Annotated in this window: 18 protein-coding genes; 12 read left to right on the forward strand and 6 right to left on the reverse strand. The window is 58.5% G+C overall.

Annotation, left to right across the window (positions count from 1 at the left end):
* Positions 1-22: 22 nt before the first annotated feature.
* From KGB27_RS12960 to yaaA, 6 genes are all read right to left on the reverse strand, one after another.
* Positions 23-1,507: an alginate export family protein gene (locus KGB27_RS12960; RefSeq protein WP_008044507.1), complete on the reverse strand. Its 1,485-nt coding sequence runs from the start codon at positions 1,505-1,507 to the stop codon at positions 23-25.
* Entirely contained in the window at positions 1,504-3,003 is a 1,500-nt protein-coding gene (algK, locus tag KGB27_RS12965; RefSeq protein WP_411736701.1) for an alginate biosynthesis TPR repeat lipoprotein AlgK, read from the reverse strand. The genes KGB27_RS12960 and algK overlap by 4 nt, the downstream gene beginning before the upstream one ends.
* A 15-nt stretch (positions 3,004-3,018) precedes the next feature.
* Positions 3,019-4,188, reverse strand: coding sequence for an alginate biosynthesis protein Alg44 (locus KGB27_RS12970; protein WP_223554768.1), 1,170 nt, complete (start codon positions 4,186-4,188; stop codon positions 3,019-3,021).
* A gap of 36 nt (positions 4,189-4,224) precedes the next feature.
* Positions 4,225-5,706, reverse strand: a complete 1,482-nt coding sequence (gene alg8, locus KGB27_RS12975) for a mannuronan synthase (protein WP_392885477.1) — start codon at positions 5,704-5,706, stop codon at positions 4,225-4,227.
* A gap of 152 nt (positions 5,707-5,858) precedes the next feature.
* On the reverse strand, positions 5,859-7,175 hold the full coding sequence (locus tag KGB27_RS12980; protein ID WP_008044520.1) for a nucleotide sugar dehydrogenase: 1,317 nt from the start codon (positions 7,173-7,175) through the stop codon (positions 5,859-5,861).
* Between the two features lie 823 nt (positions 7,176-7,998).
* Positions 7,999-8,778, reverse strand: coding sequence for a peroxide stress protein YaaA (yaaA, locus tag KGB27_RS12985; RefSeq protein ID WP_008025377.1), 780 nt, complete (start codon positions 8,776-8,778; stop codon positions 7,999-8,001).
* Positions 8,779-9,034: 256 nt separating this feature from the next.
* Between yaaA and KGB27_RS12990 the strand changes: the two genes are divergently transcribed.
* The 12 genes from KGB27_RS12990 (at position 9,035) to cyoE (ending at position 20,799) form a co-directional block, all read left to right on the forward strand.
* Positions 9,035-10,159: a polysaccharide deacetylase family protein gene (locus KGB27_RS12990; protein ID WP_223554770.1), complete on the forward strand. Its 1,125-nt coding sequence runs from the start codon at positions 9,035-9,037 to the stop codon at positions 10,157-10,159.
* A 336-nt stretch (positions 10,160-10,495) separates the two neighbouring features.
* Positions 10,496-11,890 carry a PhoH family protein gene (locus KGB27_RS12995; protein ID WP_008025381.1) on the forward strand — a complete coding sequence of 465 codons (1,395 nt, stop codon included), beginning with the start codon at positions 10,496-10,498 and terminating at the stop codon, positions 11,888-11,890.
* A 236-nt stretch (positions 11,891-12,126) separates the two neighbouring features.
* The gene (moaC, locus tag KGB27_RS13000) at positions 12,127-12,600 is read left to right on the forward strand and encodes a cyclic pyranopterin monophosphate synthase MoaC (protein ID WP_008044525.1); all 474 of its coding nucleotides are present in this window, start codon (positions 12,127-12,129) and stop codon (positions 12,598-12,600) included.
* A complete protein-coding gene (gene moaD / locus KGB27_RS13005; RefSeq protein WP_008025385.1) occupies positions 12,597-12,839 on the forward strand; it encodes a molybdopterin converting factor subunit 1 in 243 nt (80 codons plus the stop codon). Before moaC ends, moaD begins: the two co-directional genes overlap by 4 nt.
* Positions 12,840-12,842: 3 nt before the next feature.
* A complete protein-coding gene (gene moaE, locus KGB27_RS13010; protein WP_008044526.1) occupies positions 12,843-13,295 on the forward strand; it encodes a molybdopterin synthase catalytic subunit MoaE in 453 nt (150 codons plus the stop codon).
* A gap of 310 nt (positions 13,296-13,605) precedes the next feature.
* Positions 13,606-14,382 (forward strand): ABC transporter substrate-binding protein, encoded by a 777-nt coding sequence (locus KGB27_RS13015; RefSeq protein ID WP_008044528.1) that lies wholly within the window; start codon positions 13,606-13,608, stop codon positions 14,380-14,382.
* 235 nt (positions 14,383-14,617) lie between these two features.
* Positions 14,618-15,127 carry a disulfide bond formation protein B gene (locus tag KGB27_RS13020; RefSeq protein WP_032828589.1) on the forward strand — a complete coding sequence of 170 codons (510 nt, stop codon included), beginning with the start codon at positions 14,618-14,620 and terminating at the stop codon, positions 15,125-15,127.
* A gap of 828 nt (positions 15,128-15,955) precedes the next feature.
* The gene (gene cyoA / locus KGB27_RS13025; RefSeq protein ID WP_008025394.1) at positions 15,956-16,900 is read left to right on the forward strand and encodes a ubiquinol oxidase subunit II; all 945 of its coding nucleotides are present in this window, start codon (positions 15,956-15,958) and stop codon (positions 16,898-16,900) included.
* Between the two features lie 3 nt (positions 16,901-16,903).
* Positions 16,904-18,934, forward strand: a complete 2,031-nt coding sequence (gene cyoB, locus KGB27_RS13030) for a cytochrome o ubiquinol oxidase subunit I (protein ID WP_008025397.1) — start codon at positions 16,904-16,906, stop codon at positions 18,932-18,934.
* A 3-nt stretch (positions 18,935-18,937) separates the two neighbouring features.
* Entirely contained in the window at positions 18,938-19,564 is a 627-nt protein-coding gene (locus KGB27_RS13035) for a cytochrome o ubiquinol oxidase subunit III (RefSeq protein ID WP_008044529.1), read from the forward strand.
* On the forward strand, positions 19,565-19,900 hold the full coding sequence (cyoD, locus tag KGB27_RS13040) for a cytochrome o ubiquinol oxidase subunit IV (protein ID WP_008025399.1): 336 nt from the start codon (positions 19,565-19,567) through the stop codon (positions 19,898-19,900).
* 11 nt (positions 19,901-19,911) lie between these two features.
* Positions 19,912-20,799 (forward strand): heme o synthase, encoded by an 888-nt coding sequence (cyoE, locus tag KGB27_RS13045; protein WP_008025400.1) that lies wholly within the window; start codon positions 19,912-19,914, stop codon positions 20,797-20,799.
* Positions 20,800-20,937: the final 138 nt, after the last annotated feature.

Raw genomic sequence — 20,937 nt, forward strand, 5'->3', positions numbered from 1 at the left:
GGAACTCCCTTAGCGGTTCGCATCAGAAGCGCCAGATCACGTCGATGAACGCGCGGTGCATGTACGAGTCGACTTCTTTGCCATAGGCATCGCCCGGCTTGAACACACCGCCACGCAAGCGCACCAGGGCCGACGGTTCGTCGATCGACTGGCTCAGCGCGGCAGGCAACAGGCCTTGCTTGAAGTACTTGGTGACCACAAGGTCCATTTCCTGGCCGAGGTCTTTGTTGCCATCTTCCAGCGGCAGGGACGTGCTGGAGAGAATCGCGCCGGTTGGATCGGTGTCGTTCTCGACGGCGTTGATGCCGTTGCTGCCGACCGGCTTGTTGCCGTCAACGCGCCAGAACTTGTGGTAGATCACGCTGGCGTCGTATTCGTCGTTGAGCATCCACGAACCGAACAACGTAGCGGTCTGCATGTTGTTCATTTCGCCACGGAACGCTTCGCCGAAACGGTGAACCCGCGAGCGAGTACCGGTGTAGTTCGAGCGGTTGCTTTCCAGGCCGTTCTGTTCGTAATCGGCACTGGCGCGGGCATAGGCTGCACCCACTTGCCATTGCGGATCGAGGCGCAGGCGCACGCCGATATCGGTGGCCCAGCCGTTGAGGTCTTCACCGCGCTTGGCTTCCGTCGGGCGCGAGCCATCGGCGTTGAGCTGATTCACCGTGTCGGTGTCGCCGCTCATGCCGGTGACGCTGCCCCAGTAATTGACGGTGTTGGTGTTGCGGTAGTTGTAGGCGTCGCTGTCAGCGGTGAGGCCGAGCCAGCTGATGTCGCCGTTCTGTTTCTTGTCCAGCGAGTCGCCGGGCACACCCGGTTCCGGGTAATCGAGCTTGCCGTCATCGTGGGTGTGATGACCGCGAATGCCGACCCAGTTGCCCGGTGTCCACTGATACGCCGCGTCGGCGTAGAGGTGCAAGCGATCCTTGTCTTTCGGCGCCAACTCTTTGAGGTCGGTGCGGTATTCGCTGAAACGTTCGGCGACGCCGACGTTGGCGCGCAACAGTGTGGTGTCGAAGGTCCAGTTCAGGGCTTCGATGTTGGTGTCGCGCCATTGGCCGTCGTCGTTGCGCAGGCGTTGACGACCGAGCTTCAACTGCTCGCCCGGATATGGCGTCAGGCCGCTGTAGCCAACCCAGAATTCGCGCATCGCCAGGTAGTTTTTCTTGGTCTTGCGATCACCGTTGTCGGTGGTCTGGGTGCCGTCGCTGTCGGACTGCTGCAAGGTGTCGGTTTCGATGATGTCGGTGGACGTCACGGCCTGACCCATGGCGTAGGCGCTCCACGCGCCGCTTTCGCCGTAGACCCAGGGACGCAGGTCGAGACCGACGCCATTGACGTCGCCGCCGCTGGCAGTGCCGAGGTCACGGTCGTCTTCGGACTGGCCGGTGATTTTTACGTCCAGACCGAAATTCTTGGTTTCGGTGATTGCCGCCAGGGTCGGGCAAGACCAGATCAGCGCAAACGTCAGGCCGATACCGGCCTTCATGAATGGATTCAACTTCATAGGGATTCCTCGCCGTCTTCTTCTTGCAGGGCATGCAGTTCCAGCGTGTTCTGGCTCAAGGCACCACGAACGGCCTGTTCTTGTTTCAACAGGCGTTGGGCCTCGGCCAGCTGGGCAGGCGGCAGTTGGGCTTCGAGAGTTTGCGCAAGCTCGGTGGCCTGCGGAGTGTTCTGGGCCTTGGCCAATTGGCTGAAGACATAAGCGTTAAGCGGGTCGGGCTTGGTGCCCTTGCCTTGGGAAAACAGCTGGGCGATGGCGAAGTCGGCGCTGTTCTGGCCGTTGCGCGCAGCGGTCAGCAAGTGGTCCAGTGCCTTCTGCGAATAGACCTTGCCCAGGTAACCGCGACGGTAGATCTGGCCGAGGTAGTAATCGGCGGCGACTTCCTTGCCGACGGCTTTCTGGAAATGTGCTTCGGCGACTTTCGCGTCGGCCGGCACCCATTTGCCTTCGTAGTAGAGCTTGCCGAGCAACAGTTCGGCGCGCGGCTGGTCAGCGGCGCGGCCGTTGTCCAGGTACTTCATCATCATGTCGACGTCGCCGAGTTCCGGGAAGTCGTAGAGCAATTGCGCCAGGCTGACCCACGAAGCGGGGTAGGCGGGGGCGATGTCTTCGAGCAGTGCCTGAGCTGTTTTTTCGTCGGTCTTGCCCAGGCTTGCATCACCGAGCACACGAGCGACGCTGTCCACGCGCTGAGCGGAAACGGTGCCACGGGTATGTGCCGCTTGCATCTGCTTGATCAGCTCGGCTTGCTGTTCCGGTTTGCCTTGTTTCTGGTAAACCGTGGCCAGCTCGACGTAGCAGATGTCGGTGGTGTTCAACGCCGCTTTGCAGATCGTTGCGACTTCGTCCAGGTGCTGGTCGTAAGTGCCTTGGGTGCGATAGAGCAGCACCTGGGCCAGGCCGGCTTCCGGTTTGCCTTCGGCGCGCCATTGGCTGATCTGCTGTTGCGCGTTGACGTTGGGGAAACTGTGCGGGTATTGCAGGTACAGCATCGCCAGCGGGATCAGCGTGTTGCCTTCGCCATTGGCCGAAGCCTTTTTCAGCAGGGCTTCAGCTTCGTGCTGTTCGGCTTCGGTGGAGCCGGGTTTGGCCACCAGCAAGCGACCCAGGCGAGCCTGCGCTCGCGGCGAAACGTCGGCCGCCGCGCGGTAAGTCGCCTCGGCCTGCTTGACCTGCGCCGGGTCGCGGCTGTCGACCTGGATATCGGCGAGGCCTACTTGGGCCTCGCTGTAGCCCAGCTCGGCCAGTTGCTTGTAGTTCTGCTGAGCCAGCGCGGTGTCGCCGCGCTTGAGCGCTTCATTGGCCAGACGCTGGTCGGGCAGACCGGCGCAACCGGCCAGGCTGACGGCCAATGCCAAGGCACACACTGTTCCAATGTGGGAGCCAGCCTGCTGGCGATTCAGGCTGCGCGGTGCATCAGTTGAACCGCGTTGATCCCATCGCGAGCAGGCTCGCTCCCACAGGGTCTGCGGTGTGTTCAAGGTAGGAGTCGTCACAGGCATGTCCTCGACTTAAAGACCGGAAGCCATGGCTTTATCGATCAGCCAGTTCAGGTTCGGGCCACGGTCACTGTTCACTTCAACCGGGCGACCGGCGAACTTGCTGTCCAGCGGTTCGTCCGGCTGGATCAGCACGCGGATGTCGGACGACAGGTCGGCGCTTTTCAGGCTGGTGCTGCTGACGATCTTGCCGGTGCGGGTTTTGTCTTCGCCGGCAATCTGGAAGTTGACGTTGGTGCCTGGGCGCACGTCGCTGAACTGGCGATAGGAGAAGCGCGCTTCAACGTTGGCTTCGCTGTTACGCGGCACCAGTTGGAAGATCACGTCGCCCTTGCTGGCGTACTGACCGTCGGCGACCAGTTGCTGGGCCACGGTGCAATCGCATGGCGAGGTCAGGGTGCCGGTCATTTGCTTGCCGAACAGTTCTTCAACCTTGGCCGGTTGCAGTTGATTGTCGTCAAGGTGGCCCTTGAGCACGTCGAGCATGCTGGTGCTGAACGTTGCCAGCGGAGCGCCTTTTGCGGCAACGCCGTCGGCCTTGATCAGGCTTTGCACGGTGCCGTCACGCGGCATGGTGATGCTCATACCCGGCACGCTGACCAGACCTGCCTGCGCGTGGCTGACGAAGTACATGCCGTACACCGATTTGAAAATGAAACCGAACGCCGCCAGACCGACGAGGAAAATCCCCAGGCTGAAGGTCACGGCGCGCAGGCGACCGAACGCGGTCATGCCGTGGCCGCCATCCTTGACCTTGCGCGCTTTGGTGAAGTTGTCGCGCTGCAGGGTCGCCAGCACTTCACCCATGCTGACGATGTCGCCGGCCAGGTGCGAAGTGATCAGGTGGCGCAGGGTCGAGATGTCTTGCGGTTCCAGGTTCTGGAACTGGCAACCGGCACGGCCGGTCTGGCGGTCGAAGGAGCGCACTTGCATCTCTACGTCCATGGCCAGGCCGAGGTTATCGATGACGAACTGCAGGCGAGCCTTGTGCACATCGCCGACCTTCAGCGGCAGCTGACCGGCGTTGAACGCCAGGCCGCCGGCGGAGAGGTCGAGGATCCGGGCTTCAACCGGCGTGCGGTCCGGACCGAAGAAACGCAGCTTGGCCGGAATTTTCACTCGGGCGTGTTGGCGCTGGGCTTCGGATTCATGCACTACATTGGCGTTGACGGCGGTATTCATAGGGGCGATTTCCTGGTTAATTCAATAAGGGGGCGGTCAGACCATCATCAGCAGCACGGCGACAAAAATGCTGCCGGCGGAGAAGGTCATGGTCCGAGACGACCAGGTGTTGAACCAACGTTGAAAGCTGGCGAGATCACGGGTCAGGGAAGTGGGCTGGCGAGTCCAGGACTGTTGGTCGAGGCGGAAGAACACGTAGATTTTCACCAGCGCGCCGACGATCTGGTTGTAATAGAGAATCGCCGGGTAAGCCGGGCCGATCCGGTGACCGGAGCAGGACAGCAGCAGGGTCAGGATCAGGCGGGTGATGCCGATCCACAGCAGGTAAACGAGGATGAACGCGGTGCCGTACTTGAACGACGCGATGAGCGCGACGGTCAGGCCCAGCAAGGACGTCCACATCGATACACGCTGATCGAACAGCACCACCGAGGTGAACAGGCCGAGGCGCTTCATCCCCAGGCCCAGGGCGCGGGAGTTCTGGCGCAGGTTGTTGCCGTACCAGCGGAACATCAGTTTGCGGCTGGCCTTGATGAAGCTTTTTTCCGGCGGGTGTTCCACGGTGTGGATCGCCGCGTCGGGCACGTAGAACGTGTCGTAGCCCAGGCGCATCAGGCTGAACCAGCTCGACTTGTCGTCACCGGTGAGGAACTTGAAGCGGCCCAGGCGCCAATGTTGCAGCGAGTCGCTTTCCACATCGGCGATGAAGTCCGGGTTGGTCACGACCGTTGCGCGGAACACCGACATGCGGCCGGTCATGGTCAGCACGCGCTTGGACAAGGCCATCGAGCACATGTTGATGTGACGCTGGGCGAAGCGCAGTTTGTGCCACTCGCTCATGATGTAGCCGCCGCGTACTTCGCAGAACTCGTTGGTGGTCAGGCCGCCGACATTGCCGAACAGCTGGAACCACGGCACGGTCTTGAGCACGACGCCTTCGGCGAGCACGGTGTCGCCATCGATCACAGCCACCACGGCGCGGTCGTCCGGCAGGTGACGGGAGATGGCGCGGAAACCGTAGGCCAGGCCATCACGCTTGCCGGTGCCGGGAATGCGCACGAAGTCGAGCTTGACGCGCTCGGGTGGATTCATCTTGGTCCACAGGCTTTTCACCAGCTTCTCATCGGACATTTCCACGATGGAGCAGACCATGGTGGTCGGCAGGCCGCAGTCGATCGCTTCACGGATCACCGAGGCGTAGACCTGTGCGGTGGTCAGCGCGTCGATACGGAAACTGGTGACCATCAAAAACACATGGGACGGGTCTGCCGCTTTACCCAGCTTGCGCACTTTGCGCCGCAGGTGCGGGTAGACCACGTACAGAAACAGCATGCCGCGCAGAAAGTGCGTGGCACCCATCGAGTAGCGCCAGATACCGACGATACCGATCAGGAAAATGAAGTCCTTCGACTCGGAGTCGAACGTGGACACAGGCAACGCCATGGCGATGCCCATCAAAATACTTAAGTAAAACAGCCAACCGGCGGCCTGAAGTAGGCCGTGCTTTAGCCTGTGCATAATCTGCATCCGTCTCGATCTCGGGCGAGGCCCGAATGGGTTAAGGCAGGCGTAAAAACTGTAGGAGCGAGGCTTGCCCGCGAAGGCTGCCTGCCTGACACACCGGGGCGCCTGGTTCGCCGGCAAGCCTGGCTCCTACAGAGCGCGGCGTGTTACCAGCAGATGCCTTCGGTGCGGCCACTCACGCTGGTGGCTTTCGACATGAAGCCGACCAGGTCGATCACTTGCTTGCCGTGCGGAGCGTTCTGCGCCAGGGCGCGGAATTTCTCGTCACGGTTGCCGAGGATGATCACGTCGGAGTTGTTGATCACTTCGTCGAAGTCGGAGTTGAGCAAGGACGAGACGTGAGGAATCTTCGACTCGATGTAGTCCTTGTTCGCACCGTGAACGCGGGCGTATTCGACGTTGGCGTCGTAGATGCTCAGGTCGTAGCCTTTGCCGATCAGCATTTCTGCCAGATCAACCAGCGGGCTTTCGCGCAGGTCGTCGGTGCCGGCCTTGAAGCTCAGGCCCAGCAGGGCGACTTTGCGTTTGTCGTGGCTGGAAACGATGTCGAAGGCGTTCTGCACCTGGGATTCGTTGCTGCGCATCAGCGAGTTCAGCAGCGGCGATTCCACGTCCAGGGCGCCGGCGCGGTAGGTCAGGGCGCGCACGTCTTTGGGCAGGCACGAACCGCCGAAGGCGAAACCAGGGCGCATGTAGTACTGGGACAGGTTCAGTGTCTTGTCCTGGCAGACCACTTCCATCACTTCACGACCATCGACGCCGCACGCCTTGGCGATGTTGCCGATTTCGTTGGCGAAGGTCACCTTGGTGGCGTGCCACACGTTGCAGGTGTACTTGATCATCTCGGCAACGGCGATGTCCTTGCGGATGATCGGCGCGTCGAGTTCTTCGTACAGCGATTGCAGAACGTCGCCGGACGCCTTGTCGAATTCGCCGATGACGGTCATCGGTGGCAGGTCGTAGTCGGCGATCGCGGTGCTTTCGCGCAGGAACTCAGGGTTCACCGCCACACCGAAATCAACACCGGCTTTCTTGCCGGAGCAGTCTTCGAGAATCGGGATGACAACGTTTGCGACAGTGCCCGGCAAAACGGTGCTGCGAACCACGATGGTGTGGCGGGTGGTCTTGTCACGCAGGACAAAACCGATCTCGCGGCACACGGCTTCGATGTAGTTCAGTTCCAGGTCGCCGTTCTTCTTGCTCGGCGTGCCGACGCAGATCATCGACAGGTCGGTGTCGCGAATCGCTTCCGCGAAGTTGGTCGTACCGCGCAGTCGACCGGTCTCGATACCCTTGGCCAGCAGTTCGCCCAAGCCCGGTTCAACAATCGGTGATTTACCGGCGTTGATCATATCGATCTTGTCTTTGGCGACATCGACGCCAACGACGTCATGGCCCCGTGCAGACAGGCAACCGGCACATACTGCACCGACGTAACCCAAACCAAATATGCTGATGCGCATCGCATTTACCTCTCGTTAACAAGACTGTGTTCAACAAGCCATTACATGGCCGGAATTAAGTGTGTTCAGCAGTTGTAGTGCGCTCGGAAGTGCGGCAGTCAGGCGCCACAATGCCGTGTACAGGCATGCTAAGTTCCGAGTGTCTAAATAAGTGCACTCAAGGTGTGCGTAACCAGGCCTTATTATTATGACTTGCCCTGTTATGCAGCCGAGTCCTCTGGTCGAGGTCCTTCGTGCAAAGGTCTTGCGCGCTCAATGCCAGGCCGAAAGCCCGTAAATCAAGCGGTTTGGTGCTCAGGTGAGCACGTTTATAGGGGCGCTGCCTTGGCCGTGTAGGGGATAGTAGTGATGCGTTATCTCCTTTCCTTCAGATATTGCCCAAATCAGGGATTATGTAGCCGAAGTTATTGTGACAACTTCGCTACGTGAATCTCTTCTCTGCGTAAGTTATCTCGTACATGTTCAGAGATAATGGTTACCGGTGGTATGAGCTACGCATTTGGACATAGTTCCAGTCCACCCATCGCGAATTCTGAAATTTCTTGAAATATTGAAAAAGATGGCACTGCTTTCATATTGATAGCAACGGCTGTTTCACCCTTGATACATAGGGTCGTCGTTGGATTAGATAGTTTTATGCCACTACTGATAATTTTTTTTAGTGCCACTACTGAAAAAAATCACGAAAGTCGAGTGAAACTAAAGTTAGGATTTTGATTGCTTGAAAAATGGCGCCAAATAACTGGCGGAAAAGGTGGGGGATTGTTTGGAGATTTGAAGGCGGTGCACGACGCTTTTGCGGTCGTGCACCGACCGGGTGCATTTACTCGGGGGCGTGATCGCGCAGGAACACCAGGTTGTCCGGTTTAGACTGCTCGGCACTGTACCGATAGCCCTGAACGTCAAACTGCTTGAGTGCGGCGGGGTCGTTGATGCGTTCTTCGATGACGAAGCGGCTCATCATGCCCCGGGCCTTTTTCGCGTAGAAGCTGATGATCTTGTACTGACCGTTTTTCAGGTCCTTGAACTCGGTATTTATGATGCGGGCATTCAGGGCGCTGCGTTTGACCGCCGAGAAATACTCGTTGGACGCCAGGTTCAGCAGCACATCATCGCCCTGATCGGCCAGGGCTTCGTTCAACCATTCGCTGATGCGCGTGCCCCAGAAGGCATACAGGTCCTTGCCACGGGCGTTGGGCAATTTGGTGCCCATTTCCAGACGGTACGGCTGCATCAGGTCCAGTGGACGCAACAGGCCATACAGGCCGGACAGCATGCGCAGATGCTGCTGGGCGTAATCGAAATCGGCTTCGCTGAAGGTTTGCGCGTTGAGACCGGTATAAACGTCACCCTTGAACGCCAGCAGGGCCTGTTTGGCGTTTTCAGGCGTGAACGCCGGGGTCCAGCTGCCGAAACGCGCGGCGTTGAGCCCGCCGATCTTATCGGAGACATGCATCAGCTCGCTGATCTGCGCCGGCGTCAGGTCGCGCAATTGCAGGATCAGCTCCTGGGAATGGTCGAGGTATTGCGGCTGGGTGAAGCGCTGGGTGGCCGGCGGTGTTTCGTAATCGAGGGTCTTGGCGGGGGAAATCACCATCAGCATGAAGTCGTCTCCTTTAATCGTGGGGCGATTCTAGGGGGTTGTCCGTGTTGACTCCAGCTATCAAGTCCATAGGTGATCGACGGCTTTGCGCAATCCCCTGTAGGAGCGAGGCTTGCCCGCGAAGGCGGTGTGTCAGTCGGCATCATCGGTAACTGATACACCGCTTTCGCGGGCAAGCCTCGCTCCTACAGGAGATCGTGGCGCTAATGCCGGATCAGCTATAGTGCCGCGCGGGTTTTGTTCTGGAGACATCCCATTGCGTATCGTTTTTCTTTTTTCGGCGTGGCTGTTGAGTTTCGGTGCCCTGGCGGCGCCGGGCGATGTGGCGACGCTCGATCGCAGCACCTGGCCTGAACAGCTCAGCAACCCGACGCTGTTCGATGTCGCCTCGCGGGCAGAGATACTGATGTTCGCGCGCGTGCTGCTGGCCAGCGAGTCGCTGGATGACGCAAGCCTGGCCCAGCGCCTGGGCCTGCGCACGATCAATCCGGATTCGGTCAACCATCTGCGCCAGCGCATGTGGCAACGACTGCTGACCAACTACAACTTCGCTCAACAGAGCTGCGATCAGGACGCTTCCTGGTGTTATCTGGTGGAGGACATGGCCACCTTGCGTGAGCAAGCCGCCAAGTTTCAGGTCAGCGCCGACAGCTACTACATCAAATGGTCCGAGCCGAGCCGGCTGTTCCATGCGCAGTACCTCGACGAGCAATTGCGCAAGGCTGCGCTGTTTCCGCAAACCAGCAGCGAAATCGATCGTTTTGGCGACTACGAGCGCAACGGCGAGCAAATGCATGACCGACTGTTCCTGTTGACCTTCGACAGCGCCGCCAATGCCGCGCCGGACAACACGGCATGGGTCACCGAGTACCTGCGCAAGGCCAACATGACGGGCACGTTTTTCGTCCTTGGCAAGGACATTCAGGCGCGTCTGAGCGATCGTTCCGTCGCCAACCTGCAGGCCACTTACTCGGCGCAGTGCATCGGCGTGCAAGGCTGGGAGTTTCGCTCCCACAGCTATTGGCAGGACTGGCAGGACTCGGTGCGGCGCAGCGCCGAACTGGTCAAAAGCAAATTGCCGGAGAACTACGTGCCGCTGTTTCGTCCGCCCGATGGTCAGCGCCGTTCAGACGCGCAAGGCTTCTTCAGGTCCCAGGGCCTGCAAGTGGCGCTGTGGGACATCGATGCCCAGGACGGCGCCGGCAAACTCAAGGCCAGTCAGAGCGCGCAGCGCGTGCTGACCCTGATGCTGTTGTGGCGGCATGGGGTGATCAATTTCAACATTAAGCAGGACGGCGTGAAAACGGCGATGCCCTGGCTTGTCACGCAAACGGCGCTCAGCGGGATCGGTTGGGAAGATTGTCAGGATGCGTTTCGCTGAAAGCGGGAAAGCCCATAAACATTGGGGGAAGGGCGATTTTGGAGGGAAATTCAGTGCAGGCGGACTTCCGACTTTAACGGCACATTGCCTGCAGGCCAAGGGCTATTCGTCACTCTGAAAAATAAACTTCAAAAAAGCGTCAAAGTGCTTTTTTCTGTCACATGTTTTGGAGTATTACGAAGACAGACCGCCGAAACCTGCAACACAGGTGGCGTCTCCCAAGACCCAGCTATGGATGCAGTTCACTTGAGTCCCCGCAGGTGAATTCGGCAGTCACTTCGAGGCGCAGCACCGCCAAGGTATTGCGTCGAATGGCTCCCACAAAGGTGACCGAGTATGGATGATCACGGACGTAGTTCTTCCTCCAACCAGCCAATCCTTTATGTACTCGATACCAACGTATTGATTCACGATCCAAACGCCCTGCTGAACTTCGAAGAACACCACGTCGCGATTCCGATGACCGTGCTTGAAGAGCTGGACAAGCTCAAGAGCGGGCATCACAGCGTGGCTGCGGAATGCCGTCAGGCGATTCGCCTGATCGACAAGACCCTGGGCGAAGCCAGCCCTGAAGACGTTGAGCTGGGGGTGCCGATCCAGCGTGGCAAAAGTGGGCCCAAGGGTTTGCTGTCAATTCTGATGAGCAAACGTGCCGAACCGAACATCATTCTTCCCGAGCACCTGAACGACAACATCATCATCAACCAGTTGATCGACCTGCACGCGCGCGCGCCAAAGCTGCCCGTGGTGTTGGTCACCAAAGACATCAACATGCGCCTCAAGGCCCGTGCCTGCGGGATCGCGGCCGAGGACTACAGCACTGACCAACTGGTTGACGACGTTTCGCTGTTGCCCAACGGTTATCACAACATGGACGGGTCCTTCTGGGATCGCGTGAGTAATGTCGAAACCCGCCAGGACCACGGCCGCACCTGGCACCAGGTGAAGCTGACCGACAACCTGCCGGCCGTTCACATCAACGAGTTCATCATTGACGAGCAGGGCTTTGTCGGCTGGATCAAGGAGATCGACGAAGACAAGCTGCTGATTCTCGACCTGCATCAGGAACCCCTGTTGCACCAGGAAGCCTGGGGCCTGAAACCGCGTGACATCTATCAGAGTCTGGCGCTGTACGCCTTGCTCGATCCGGATATTCACCTGGTCAACCTGTCGGGTGCGGCCGGTTCCGGCAAAACCATCCTGGCACTGGCGGCGGCAATCGAGCAGACCATGGTCAGCAAGCGCTATCGCCGGATCATCGCGACGCGCAGCGTTCAGGGCCTGGACCAGGAGATCGGTTTCCTGCCCGGCACCGAAGCGGAAAAAATGGAGCCGTGGCTGGGCGCCATCACCGACAACCTCGAAGCCTTGCACATGGATGACGAAAACACCCATGGCAGCGTCGATTACATCCTCAGCAAAGTGCCGTTGCAGTTCAAATCCCTCAACTACATCCGGGGTCGCAGCTTCCAGCAGAGCCTGATTTTGATCGACGAATGCCAGAACCTCACGCCGCACCAGATGAAAACCATCATCACCCGTGCCGGCGCCGGTTCCAAAGTGGTGTGCCTGGGTAACCTGGCGCAGATCGACACCCCTTACCTGTCCGCGACCAGCTCCGGGCTGACCTACCTGACTGAACGTTTCAAGGATTTCCCCAACGGTGTGCACATCACCCTGCAAGGGGTGCCTCGTTCGATTCTGGCCGAATACGCCGAATCGCATCTGTAACCTTCACCAAAAAACCGGGCGGCCCAAAAGCCGCCCGGTTTTTCATGCCCCACACACACCCCCCTGTAGGAGCGAGCCTGCTCGCGATGGTGTGTCAGTCGACACCGCGGTGACTGACACACCATCGCCGGCAAGCCGGTCTCGCTCCTACAAGGGAATTGGGTGACCTGATAATCAAACGTGCGGAAGATTGACCCACAGGTTTACAATCGAGGCTCTTGATCAGGAGTAACCCTGTGCTGACTCATCTCGATTCCCAAGGTCGCGCCAACATGGTCGACGTCACTGAAAAAGACGTAACGTTCCGTGAAGCCACCGCTCAAGCGCGGGTGCGCATGCTGCCCGAAACCCTGCAAATGATCGTCAGCGGCGGTCACCCCAAGGGTGATGTGTTCGCCGTAGCGCGCATCGCCGGCATTCAGGCTGCGAAAAAAACCAGCGATCTGATTCCTCTGTGCCATCCGTTGCTGCTCACCGGCGTCAAGGTCGAACTGAGTGCCGAAGGCGACGACACCGTGCGCATCGTCGCGAGCTGCAAGTTGTCCGGGCAGACCGGTGTCGAAATGGAAGCGCTGACCGCAGCCAGTGTCGCGGCGCTGACGATTTATGACATGTGCAAGGCCGTGGATCGTGGCATGACCATCGAGAGCGTGCGGTTGCTGGAGAAGCTCGGGGGCAAGAGCGGTCATTACCAGGCGGATCAGTCATGAACCTCACCGTGAAGTTTTTCGCTCGTTATAGAGAAGCACTGGGCGTTGACTCAGTGAAAGTTGAAGGTGATTTCGCCACCGTCGATGACGTTCGCGCGCTGCTGGCCAAGCGTGACGGCGCCGATGTGTTGAGCGAGCAGAACCTGATGTGCGCCCGCAACGAAGACCTCTGCCAACTCGACGAGCCGGTAAGTGATGGCGATGAAGTGGCGTTCTTTCCGACCGTGACCGGGGGCTGAACCATGGCGATTCGCGTGCAGTCCACGGCGTTCGATCCGGGGGCGGAAGTCAACGCCATGCACGCCGCCAATGTCGGCGTCGGTGCGGTGGTGAGTTTTGTCGGTTACGTGCGCGACTTCAATGACGGGCTCGACGTGGCCGGGATGTTCCTGGAGCACTATCCGGGCATGACCGAAAAGGCCCTCGGCAAGATCGCCATCGAGGCCGAACAACGCTGGCCGTTGCTCAAGCTGGAAGTGCTGCACCGCATCGGCGCCCTTGAGCCGGGTGAGCCGATCGTCTTCGTCGGCGCCGCCAGCGCCCACCGCCAGGCCGCGTTCGATGCCTGCGCTTTTGTCATGGACTACCTGAAAACCCGCGCACCGTTCTGGAAGAAAGAGAACACCCGTGAAGGCGCGCGTTGGGTGGAAGGGCGTGACAGTGATCATGCAGCGGCGGATCGCTGGAAGCAGTAACCCCTGCGGCGCCTTTGAGTACGCCTTCGCGGGCAAGCCTCGCTCCTACAGGGTTTTGTGTCATACGCATATTATGTGAACGACACAAAACCCTGTAGGAGCGAGGCTTGCCCGCGAAGAGGCCATCTGCATCACCCAATACCTTCCTGACTCACCGCCCGACCACCGGCCGGCACATCCGCGTTCCCCCCAATTGACGGCTAATACATAAAAGTCCAGTATGGAATTATAAGTACAAAAAAAGGCGTGCCCCTGTTTCTGCTCTTTCTTCTGTCTTGCCAAACCAACAACAACCCGCGAGAGAACGAACATGAAGAAATTCCCCCTCATCACCGGTCTGGCCCTGAGCCTGTTGGCGTGCAGCACTCTGTTTGCCGCCGAGAAAACCCTGCGCATCGGCATCGAGGCGGCTTACCCACCGTTCGCGTCGAAAACCGACAAAGGTGAAATCGTCGGTTTCGACTACGACATCGGCAATGCCCTCTGCGCGCAGATGCAGGTCAAGTGCGTCTGGGTCGAAGGTGAGTTCGATGGTCTGATTCCTTCCCTGAAAGTGAAGAAAATCGACATGGCGCTGTCGTCCATGACCATCAACGAAGACCGCAAGAAGTCGGTGGACTTCACCCACAAGTACTACTTCACCTCATCGCGCCTGGTAATGAAGGAAGGCGCGGTGGTGGATGATCAGTACGCCAGCCTCAAAGGCAAGACTGTCGGCGTGCAACGTGCGACCACCACGGACCGTTATGCCACCGAGGTGTTTGAACCCAAGGGCATCACTGTCAAGCGTTACGGCAATAACGAAGAGATCTACATGGACCTGGCGGCTGGTCGCCTCGACGCCATTTTCGCCGACACCATCCCGCTGAATGACTTCCTGTCGATGCCACGCGGCAAGGGATACGCCTTCGTCGGGCCAGAGCTCAAGGATCCGAAATACGTAGGCGAGGGCGCCGGGATTGCCGTGCGCAAGGGCAACACCGAATTGGTCAGCCAACTGAACACGGCCATCGACGGTATTCGCGCCAGCGGCGAGTACCAGAAGATTTCCGAGAAGTACTTCAAGTCTGATATCTACGGCGACTGAGCAGCCGCATCGCCAGCAGGCTGGCTCCCACTTTGGTATGCATTCAACTGTGGGAGCCAGCCAGCTGGCGATGCGGTCGTGGGATCATGCAAATCTCTGGAAACTGATCGAATTTAATCCCTTCTTAACCACCTTATCGTTTATTCCCCGACATCTGTTCCACACGCCCCGGGCTCTCCAAGGTCCGGGCCAGCGTGTAGACTTCCGGTCAATCGATATCTAGAAGGGAAACGCAATGAGCGAGGAAACGATGCGGTTGGGCCGTGAGCGGCGCTACCTGGTGTTGCTGGGCATCATCTGTCTGGCGCTGATTGGCGGCGCGCTGTACATGCAGATCGTGCTGGGCGAGGCGCCGTGCCCGCTGTGCATCCTGCAACGTTATGCCTTGTTGCTGATCGCGATCTTCGCGTTCATCGGCGCGGCAATGCGCACCCGCCGCAGCATCACGGTGTTTGAAACCCTGGTGGTGATCTGCGCCCTGGCAGGCGTCGGCGTAGCCGGGCATCACGTCTATACCCAGTTCTATCCGGCGGTCAGCTGCGGCATTGATGTGTTGCAACCGATTGTCGATGGTCTGCCGCTGGCGAAGATCTTCCCGCTGGGGTTCCAGGTCGACGGTTTCTGCTCCACGCCGTACCCGCCGATCCTCGGTCTGTCGCTCGCACAGTGGGCTTTGATCGCCTTTGTCCTGGTGGTGGTGCTGGTGCCATTGCTCACTTCGCGCAACCGCAAGGCACTGCGCTGAGGTCATTCGCGGTATCGCTGTGCAACACATGAAAACGCCCCGGCCCTCGTTGAGAGAGCCGGGGCGTTTTGCCATTCAGGGCTCGGGTAAAAAGACCTTGATGCGCGACAAGAACGGGTGCGGCGCATGTGCGACATGTTGTCACAGCGCGAGTGTCGCAAGGCGTTTCAGCGTGTCGGATTGGTATGCGTAGACGCAATGAAAATGGTCTTCTGATTTCGCAACAGGCTTTAGCGCTCTCAACCTGGAACAGGCAGTTTTAACAGGCCTTGGCAAATTGCCAGAGCCCTTGTCACATGGGGGCTAAGGCAGGGTAGAGGGCAGAGGCAGAGCTTTCGATACTGTCTGAACTGCGCGTGGTAGCCCTACTTATTTTGGTGTTTTTGTTGAGAATGAATTTCGATAAGATGCCGCACTTTTGCGAAAACCGTTAATGATTGTTGCTGGAATGGATAAAAATTATTTCGGGATGAGACATGGTTTATGAATCGTTACATATCTACAATCGCCCGCACTGAATTCCCGGCACTGCTCACCCTGCTTCAGGTGCTTGAGCAGCAATAGGACGTCGAGGGGCCGGATGGCTTCATACGACTCCTCTGGTGTCGGTGCCTTCCAACTATCCGCACCAAATGGAATTGGTCTGTAACAAGGCCTTTGACCACGAATTCGAATAAGAACTCACCGCTTGCCCAGGAATTGTCGAGCAGCGTCTGACGCGCGACGGGCGGCCCTTATTCAATCCAAGAAAATGCCAACCCTTGGCAGGGTGAAGTGTTGGCGATCAAAACCCAACTGCATTGCGCAAGCTGCTTTAGAGGTCGTGAGATGAGTAAAAACAGGTACCCCAGACTACTAGGCTTATTGCCGCTGATCGGCACGTTGTTGCTGTCAGGCTGCAACATGACCTTGCTCGATCCCAAGGGCCAGGTTGGCCTGGACGAGCGAAACCTGATCATCACCGCAACGCTGCTGATGCTGTTGGTCGTGGTTCCGGTCATCGTCATGACCTTCCTGTTCGCCTGGAAATACCGCGCGTCCAACACCGACGCCGTGTACACGCCGAAGTGGTCGCACTCCACCAAGATCGAAATCGCGGTGTGGGCTGTTCCAGTGCTGATCATCATTGCCCTGGGTTATGTCACTTACAAGTCGACCCACGCACTGGACCCTTACAAGCCGCTGGTCTCCGACGTCAAGCCAATCACCATTGAAGTGGTCGCGCTGGACTGGAAGTGGATGTTCATCTATCCGGAGCAAGGCATCGCCACCGTCAACAAGATCGTGTTCCCGGCGCACACGCCGATCAACTTCAAGGTGACTTCGGACTCCGTGATGAACTCGTTCTTCATCCCGGCGTTGGGCGGCCAGATCTACGCGATGGCCGGCATGCAGACCAAACTGCACCTGATCGCCAACCAGAACGCTGAAATGGACGGTATCTCCGCCAACTACAGCGGCGCGGGTTTCACCGGCATGAAGTTCAAAGCTATCGCCACTTCCCAGGAAGATTTCGACGCCTGGGTCAGCGAAGTCAAAAAGGCACCTAAACAGCTTGAAAAAGCTGAATACGAAGCCCTTTCCAAGCCAAGCCAGAACAACCCAGTCGAGCTCTACTCCTCGGTCACGCCGAACCTGTTCCAGATCATCGTCGACAAGTACGAAGGCATGAAACCAGGCAAGCCGATGCACCACGAGAAGAAAGAGCACGAAGTGGCCGCCATGGAAGGGATGGACATGAGTTCGCATTCAGCTGCCGGGGCAGAGGAGTAAACGATGTTTGGTAAATTAAGTTGGGAAGCGGTCCCGTTCCACGAGCCGATCGTGATGGTGACCATCGCCATGATCGCGCTCGGTGGTCTGGCGCTGTTCGCTGCAATCACCTACTTCAAGAAGTGGACTTACTTGTGGACCGAGTGGCTGACGTCGGTCGACCACAAGAAAATCGGCGTGATGTACATCATCGTCGCCATGGTCATGCTGCTGCGCGGTTTTGCCGACGCCATCATGATGCGTACCCAGCTGGCCATGGCCACCGAGGGTTCGCCTGGCTACCTGCCACCTGAACACTATGACCAGATCTTCACCGCTCACGGTGTGATCATGATCATCTTCATGGCGATGCCATTCTTCACCGGCCTGATGAACCTTGCAGTGCCGCTGCAGATCGGCGCGCGTGACGTTGCCTACCCGTTCCTGAACTCCCTGAGCTTCTGGTTGCTGGTATCCGGCGTAGTGCTGATCAACCTGTCCCTGGGCGTCGGCGAATTCGCCAAGACCGGCTGGGTTGCCTATCCACCGCTGTCGGGCCTGCAATACAGCCCTGGCGTGGGGATGGATTACTACATCTGGGCGCTACAGCTATCGGGTCTGGGTACGACGCTAACCGGGGTTAACTTCCTGGCGACCGTGCTGAAAATGCGTACCCCTGGCATGAAGCTGATGGACATGCCGATCTTCACCTGGACCTGCACCTGGGCCAACGTCCTGATCGTGGCCTCGTTCCCGATCCTGACCGCTACCCTGGCACTGCTGACGCTTGACCGTTACATGGATTTCCACATTTTCACCAATGAACTTGGTGGCAATCCAATGATGTACGTCAACCTGTTCTGGGCCTGGGGTCACCCCGAGGTTTACATCCTGATTCTGCCGGCGTTCGGGATCTTCTCCGAAGTCATTTCGACCTTCTCCGGCAAGCGTCTGTTCGGCCACCACTCGATGATCTACGCCTCGGGCGCGATCTCGATCCTGGGCTTCATGGTCTGGCTGCACCACTTCTTCACCATGGGTTCGGGTGCCAGCGTCAACGCCTTCTTCGGTCTGGCGACGATGCTGATTTCGATCCCGACGGGGGTGAAGCTATTCAACTGGCTGTTCACCATCTACCAGGGCCGTCTGCGTTTCACCAGCCAGGTTCTGTGGACCCTGGGCTTCATGGTGACCTTCGCCATCGGCGGCATGACCGGCGTACTGCTGGCCATCCCTGGTGCCGACTTCGTTCTGCACAACAGCCTGTTCGTGATCGCTCACTTCCACAACGTGATCATCGGCGGCGCGGTATTCGGCTACATCGCAGGCTTCGGCTTCTACTTCCCTAAAGCGTTCGGCTTCAAGCTGCACGAAGGTTGGGGCAAGGCAGCGTTCTGGTTCTGGATCACCGGCTTCTTCGTCGCGTTCATGCCGCTCTATGTACTGGGCTTCATGGGCATGACCCGTCGTCTGAACGCCACCACCAACCCTGAGTGGGTGCCGTACCTGTACGTCGCCATGTTCGGTGCGGTGATGATTGCCGTCGGCATCGCTTGCCAGCTGATTCAGCTGTACGTCAGCGTGCGTGATCGCAACAAGCCAGAAAACATGTGCGAACACGGCGACCCGTGGAATGCACACACTCTGGAATGGTCGACCTCGTCGCCACCACCGTTCTACAACTTCGCGGTCCTGCCAAAAGCGGAAACCATCGATCCGTTCACCGAAGCCAAGGAAAACGGTACTGCGTACAAGGCTCCGGCCAAGTACGAACCGATCCACATGCCAAACAACACCGCGACCGGTGTGGTCATGGGGGCTCTGTTGACCGTGTTCGGTTTCGCGATGATCTGGCACATCTGGTGGTTGGCTGCATTCGGCCTGATCGGCACCGTGGTGTACTTCGTGATCCACGCTGCACGTGATGATCAAGGCTATATGGTGCCGGTCGACGTGATCGAGCGCATCGAAGCCGAGCAGCACAAGCGTCTGGTAGCGGCCGGGAAAGTTCCAGCCACCGCCACCCGTGTTGAAACCTCGTTGGAACAGGCTTAAACCATGTCGAACTTAGTGACCAATGCTGGACACACCCATGTCGATGGACATGGGCACGATGACCATCACCACGACTCGGGCGAGATGACCGTATTCGGTTTCTGGCTCTACCTGATGACCGACTGCATCCTGTTTGCATCGATCTTCGCGGCGTACGCGGTACTGGTTAACAACGTAGCGGGTGGCCCGTCGGGCCACGACATCTTCGAACTGCCTTACGTACTGGGCGAAACCGCTCTGCTGCTGTTCAGTTCGATCACCTACGGCTTCGCCATGCTGGCGTTGTTCAAGGGCAAGAAGAACCAGGTCCTGGGCTGGCTGGCCATGACCTTCCTGTTCGGCGCCGGCTTCATCGGCATGGAAATCAACGAGTTCCACGTGTTGATCTCCGAGGGCTTCGGTCCTAGCCGCAGCGGCTTCCTGTCCGGGTTCTTCACCCTGGTCGGCACCCACGGTCTGCACGTGACCAGCGGTCTGATCTGGATGGCGATCATGATGTACCAGGTGCAGAAAAACGGCCTGACGGCGACCAACAAGACCCGTCTGAGCTGCCTGAGCCTGTTCTGGCACTTCCTGGACGTGGTGTGGATCTGCGTATTCACCGTTGTTTATCTGATGGGGACTATGTAAATGGCTAACGCTCATTCCCACGATAGCCACGACGCCGGCCACGGCAGCGTCAAGTCCTACGCTATCGGTTTCATCCTGTCGGTCATCCTGACCGTCATTCCTTTCGGCCTGGTGATGTACCCATCGCTGCCGAAAGCCTTGACCCTGTGGATCGTACTGGCCTTCGCAGTGATCCAGGTGCTGGTGCACCTGGTGTACTTCCTCCACCTGGACCGTTCGGCCGCGCAGCGTAACAACGTGATTGCGTTTGTGTTCGCCGCGATCGTGATCGTCCTGCTGGTTGGCCTGTCGCTGTGGATCATGTTCAGCATCCACACCAACATGATGGCGCACTGAGGTAAATCCGGATGTCCTTGAAGCACTTTATCCAAATCACCAAACCGGGGATCATTTTCGGTAACGTGCTTTCAGTGGCAGGCGGATTTTTCCTGGCCTCGAAAGGGCATGTCGATCTGGCCATCTTCCTGGCCGCCATGATCGGCACGTCCCTGGTGGTGGCATCCGGTTGCGTGTTCAACAACTGCATCGACCGCGACATCGACATCAAGATGGAACGCACCAAGAACCGGGCGCTGGTGCAGGGCTTTGTCTCCCTGAAACTGGCCCTGGCCTTCGCGACCGTCCTGGGTGTTGCCGGCGTTGCGTTGCTGTACAAGGTGGCCAATCCGTTGGCTGCGCTGTTCGCCGTGATCGGTTTCGTCATCTACGTCGGCTTCTACAGCCTGTACCTCAAGCGCAAGTCGGTTCACGGCACGCTGGTGGGCAGTCTGTCGGGCGCGATGCCGCCGGTGATCGGCTATGTCGCGGTGAGCAACACCTTCGACATGGCTGCACTGACGCTGCTGGTGATGTTCAGCCTGTGGCAGATGCCGCATTCCTATGCCATCGCGATCTTCCGCTTCAACGATTACCTGGCCGCATCGATTCCGGTGTTGCCCGTGAAGCGCGGGATTCAAGTGGCCAAGAAGCACATCCTGATCTACATCCTGGCCTTCCTCGTGGCGACCTTGATGCTGACCTTCAGCGGTTACGCCGGCATGAGCTACCTCGCCGTCGCCGCGGCCATGGGCATGTACTGGTTGTACATGGCCTGGACCGGCTACAAGGCAGTGGATGACACGGTCTGGGCACGCAAGCTGTTCGTGTTCTCGATCTTCACCATTACCGCGTTGAGCGTGATGATGTCCCTGGACTTCAAAGTGCCGACCGAGCTGTTGCTGACGTACGCGCCTTAAGCGTTGGATGCTGTAAAGAAAAACCCCGCCCTTTGAGAGAAGGGGCGGGGTTTTTTATTGCCAGTATTCTGGTGGACCGAGTTGCCTGCATCGCGAGCAAGCTTGCTCCTACAATTGATCGGCGTTGCTCCACATCTT

Source organism: Pseudomonas sp. BF-R-01 (assembly GCF_019946615.1).
Lineage (GTDB): Bacteria > Pseudomonadota > Gammaproteobacteria > Pseudomonadales > Pseudomonadaceae > Aquipseudomonas > Aquipseudomonas migulae.

Bases quoted from the DNA above. Each gene is read 5' to 3' on its own strand.
- KGB27_RS12960 (WP_008044507.1), bottom strand. From the start codon at position 1,507: ATGAAGTTGAATCCATTCATGAAGGCCGGTATCGGCCTGACGTTTGCG.
- KGB27_RS12970 (WP_223554768.1), bottom strand. From the start codon at position 4,188: ATGAATACCGCCGTCAACGCCAATGTAGTGCATGAATCCGAAGCCCAG.
- alg8 (WP_392885477.1), bottom strand. From the start codon at position 5,706: ATGCACAGGCTAAAGCACGGCCTACTTCAGGCCGCCGGTTGGCTGTTT.
- KGB27_RS12980 (WP_008044520.1), bottom strand. From the start codon at position 7,175: ATGCGCATCAGCATATTTGGTTTGGGTTACGTCGGTGCAGTATGTGCC.
- yaaA (WP_008025377.1), bottom strand. From the start codon at position 8,778: ATGCTGATGGTGATTTCCCCCGCCAAGACCCTCGATTACGAAACACCG.
- KGB27_RS12995 (WP_008025381.1), top strand. From the start codon at position 10,496: ATGGATGATCACGGACGTAGTTCTTCCTCCAACCAGCCAATCCTTTAT.
- moaD (WP_008025385.1), top strand. From the start codon at position 12,597: ATGAACCTCACCGTGAAGTTTTTCGCTCGTTATAGAGAAGCACTGGGC.
- moaE (WP_008044526.1), top strand. From the start codon at position 12,843: ATGGCGATTCGCGTGCAGTCCACGGCGTTCGATCCGGGGGCGGAAGTC.
- KGB27_RS13015 (WP_008044528.1), top strand. From the start codon at position 13,606: ATGAAGAAATTCCCCCTCATCACCGGTCTGGCCCTGAGCCTGTTGGCG.
- KGB27_RS13020 (WP_032828589.1), top strand. From the start codon at position 14,618: ATGAGCGAGGAAACGATGCGGTTGGGCCGTGAGCGGCGCTACCTGGTG.
- cyoA (WP_008025394.1), top strand. From the start codon at position 15,956: ATGAGTAAAAACAGGTACCCCAGACTACTAGGCTTATTGCCGCTGATC.
- cyoB (WP_008025397.1), top strand. From the start codon at position 16,904: ATGTTTGGTAAATTAAGTTGGGAAGCGGTCCCGTTCCACGAGCCGATC.
- KGB27_RS13035 (WP_008044529.1), top strand. From the start codon at position 18,938: ATGTCGAACTTAGTGACCAATGCTGGACACACCCATGTCGATGGACAT.
- cyoD (WP_008025399.1), top strand. From the start codon at position 19,565: ATGGCTAACGCTCATTCCCACGATAGCCACGACGCCGGCCACGGCAGC.
- cyoE (WP_008025400.1), top strand. From the start codon at position 19,912: ATGTCCTTGAAGCACTTTATCCAAATCACCAAACCGGGGATCATTTTC.